Raw genomic sequence first — 3,538 nt, forward strand, 5'->3', positions numbered from 1 at the left:
GTGGAAAAATTGAAAGGCTAATTCACTTCTTGGTTCTTTTCGGGGCGAAGTTTCTTCCTAAATAGGGTACAGGTTCTGGACCCGCCGATCTGCTTCTCGCAGGCCGGTTGCCGCGCCGTCTGCTACGCGCGATGAAGAAACCATCAGGACGCTCCAATGTCTCGCCAGGATGCGAACGCTGCCTTTGCCCTTTCCTCTTTTTTGCAGGGCACAAACGCCACCTATATCGACGAAATCTACGCCCGCTATGAGAATGACCCCTCCTCGGTCGATGCCGAGTGGCAGGAGTTCTTCAAAAGCCTGAAGGACACGCCCGCGGACGTCCGCAAGAACGCGCAAGGGCCCTCCTGGAGCAAGGCCAACTGGCCGGTCACGCCGCAGGACGATCTGACTTCGGCGCTCGACGGCAACTGGGCGCAAGTCGAGAAGGCCGTTTCAACCAAAACCGCGGCCAAGGCGCAGGCTGCTGGCGGCGAACTCGCCTCAACCGATGTGCATCAGGCCACGCGCGATTCGGTACGCGCGCTGATGCTGATCCGCGCTTACCGGATGCGCGGACATTTCCACGCCAAGCTCGATCCGCTCGGCATCGAGGCGCCGCGCGATCGCGAGGAGCTTGATCCGCGCTCTTATGGCTTCACCGAAGCTGATTTCGACCGGAAGATTTTCCTCGATCGCGTGCTAGGTCTCGAATACGGCAGCTTGCGCGAAATCGTTGCGATCTGCGAGCGCACTTACTGCCAGACGCTCGGCGTCGAGTTCATGCACATCTCCAATGCCGCGCAGAAATCCTGGATTCAGGAGCGCATCGAGGGACCGGACAAGGAAATCTCCTTCACCCGCGAGGGCCGCCGGGCGATCCTCAACAAGCTGGTCGAGGCCGAAGGTTTCGAGAAATTCTGCGATCTCAAATTTACCGGCACCAAGCGCTTTGGCCTGGATGGCGCCGAATCGCTGATCCCGGCGCTGGAGCAGATCATCAAGCGCGGCGGAAATCTCGGCGTGAAGGAGATCGTCGTCGGCATGCCGCATCGCGGACGTCTCAACGTGCTGACGCAGGTAATGGGCAAGCCGCATCGTGCGCTGTTTCACGAATTCAAGGGCGGCTCGGTCAATCCCGACGTGGTCGAAGGCTCCGGCGACGTCAAGTATCATCTTGGCGCGTCGTCGGACCGCGAGTTCGACAACAACAAGATCCATCTGTCGTTGACCGCCAATCCGTCGCATCTGGAAATCGTCGATCCGGTGGTGCTCGGCAAAGTGCGCGCCAAGCAGGACCAGCATGGCGACCCGCCGGACATGCGGATTTCGGTGTTGCCGCTTCTGATGCATGGCGATGCAGCCTTTGCAGGCCAGGGCGTGGTGGCGGAATGCTTCAGCCTGTCGGATCTGAAGGGCTATCGCACCGGCGGCTCGCTGCACTTCATCGTCAACAACCAGATCGGCTTCACCACCTATCCGCGCTACTCGCGTTCATCGCCCTATCCGTCCGATGTAGCGAAGATGATCGACGCGCCGATCTTCCACGTAAATGGTGACGATCCGGAGGCCGTGGTGTTCGCGGCCAAGGTCGCGATCGAATTCAGGCAGAAATTCCACAAGCCGGTCGTCATCGACATGTTCTGTTATCGCCGCCACGGTCACAACGAGGGCGACGAGCCGGCGTTCACGCAGCCGTTGATGTACAAGAAGATAGGCTCGCATCCGACCACGCTGGAAATCTATGCCAAGCGGCTGGTGGCCGACGGCGTGATGACCGAGGGTGAGGTGGAAAAGGCCAAGGCCGATTGGCGCGCCCGGCTTGATGCCGAACTCGAGGCCGGCACAGGCTACAAGCCCAACAAGGCCGATTGGCTCGACGGTAAATGGGCCGGCTTCAAGATCGCCGACCAGGAGGAAGATCCACGCCGCGGCGTGACCGGCCTCGATGTGGCCGTTCTCAAGGAGATCGGCCGCAAGATCACCAAGGTGCCCGACGGCTTCCGCGTCCACCGTACCATTCAACGCTTCCTCGACAACCGCGCCAAGGCGATCGACACCGGGATTGGCATCGATTGGGCAACCGGCGAGGCGCTCGCGTTCTGCTCGCTGTTGCAAGAGGGGCGTCATGTGCGGCTCTCGGGGCAGGATTCCGAGCGCGGCACGTTCTCGCAACGCCATTCCGTGCTGATCGATCAGGAAGACGAGAGCCGTTATACGCCGTTCAATCATTTGGGCGGCGATCAGGGCCACTACGAGGTCATCAACTCGCTGCTCTCGGAAGAAGCAGTGCTTGGGTTCGAGTACGGTTATTCGCTCGCCGAGCCGAATGCGCTCGCGATGTGGGAAGCTCAGTTTGGCGACTTCGCCAACGGCGCGCAGGTCCTGTTCGATCAGTTCATCTCTTCGGGCGAGCGCAAATGGCTGCGCATGTCGGGCCTCGTCTGCCTGTTGCCGCACGGTTACGAAGGGCAGGGACCCGAGCATTCTTCCGCGCGCCTAGAGCGCTATCTGCAAATGTGCGCCGAAGACAACATGCAGGTGGTCTATCCGACGACGCCGTCCAACTATTTCCACGTGCTGCGGCGGCAACTGCATCGCGAAATCCGCAAGCCGCTGATCCTGATGACGCCGAAGTCGCTACTGCGGCATAAGCGCGCCGTCTCGCGGCTCGACGAGCTCGGCGAGGGAACGACGTTCCACCGCATTCTTTACGACGACGCCCAGATGTTGCCTGACGAGAACATCAAGCTCGTCGCCGACGACAAGATCAAGCGTATCGTGCTGTGCTCGGGCAAGATCTATTACGATCTTTACGAGGAACGCGAGAAACGCGGCATTGACGATATCTATCTGATGCGTATCGAGCAGCTTTACCCGGTGCCGTTGAAGGCGCTGGTTACTGAAATGACCCGCTTCAAGGGTGCCGAGATTGTCTGGTGTCAGGAAGAGCCGCGCAACATGGGCGCATGGCACTTCATCGAACCCTATCTCGAATGGGTGCTGAACCAGGTCAACGCCGCCTACAGGCGCCCGCGTTACGCGGGACGCGCGGCGGCCGCGGCCACGGCAACCGGCTTGATGTCGAAGCATCTGGCGCAGCTCAAGGCGCTGCTCGATGAGGCACTTAACTAGACGTCGTCATGCCCCGCGAAAGCGGGGCATCCAGTAAGGCGCGCCGCTTATTTTTGACAACGACCATCGCGGATTACTGGATCCTCCGCTTTCGCGGAGGATGACAGCAAGGGAATATCGCCGCAAAGGGCATTTGGAGAGAGCAAAGCCATGACTGAAATTCGCGTGCCGACGCTCGGTGAATCCGTGACCGAAGCCACCATCGGCCGTTGGTTCAAGAAGGCCGGTGACAGCGTGGCCGTCGATGAACCCCTGGTGGAGCTCGAAACCGACAAGGTGACGATCGAAGTCCCGGCGCCGTCGGCCGGCGTGCTTGGCGAAATCAGCGCCAAGGATGGCGAGACCGTCGCGGTCGGCGCGCTGCTCGGGCAGATCACGGATGGTGCTGCGGGCGCGGCTGCAAAGCCTGCTGCCGCTCCTGCGA

At 60.7% G+C, this 3,538-nt stretch carries 2 protein-coding genes; both read left to right on the top strand.

From position 1 onward, the window contains the following. Positions 1-156: 156 nt before the first annotated feature. Positions 157-3,114, top strand: a complete 2,958-nt coding sequence (locus WB528_RS08175) for a 2-oxoglutarate dehydrogenase E1 component (protein ID WP_423887912.1) — start codon at positions 157-159, stop codon at positions 3,112-3,114. Positions 3,115-3,264: 150 nt separating this feature from the next. After that, the coding region (locus tag WB528_RS08180; RefSeq protein ID WP_423887913.1) for a biotin/lipoyl-containing protein at positions 3,265-3,538 on the top strand (274 nt) is incomplete at its 3' end.

The sequence above is a fragment of the Bradyrhizobium sp. genome (assembly GCF_049586575.1).
Taxonomy (GTDB): Bacteria; Pseudomonadota; Alphaproteobacteria; order Rhizobiales; family Xanthobacteraceae; genus Bradyrhizobium.

What these genes read in the sequence shown, in the direction of transcription:
- WB528_RS08175 (WP_423887912.1), top strand. Translation starts at nt 157, where the DNA reads ATGTCTCGCCAGGATGCGAACGCTGCCTTTGCCCTTTCCTCTTTTTTG.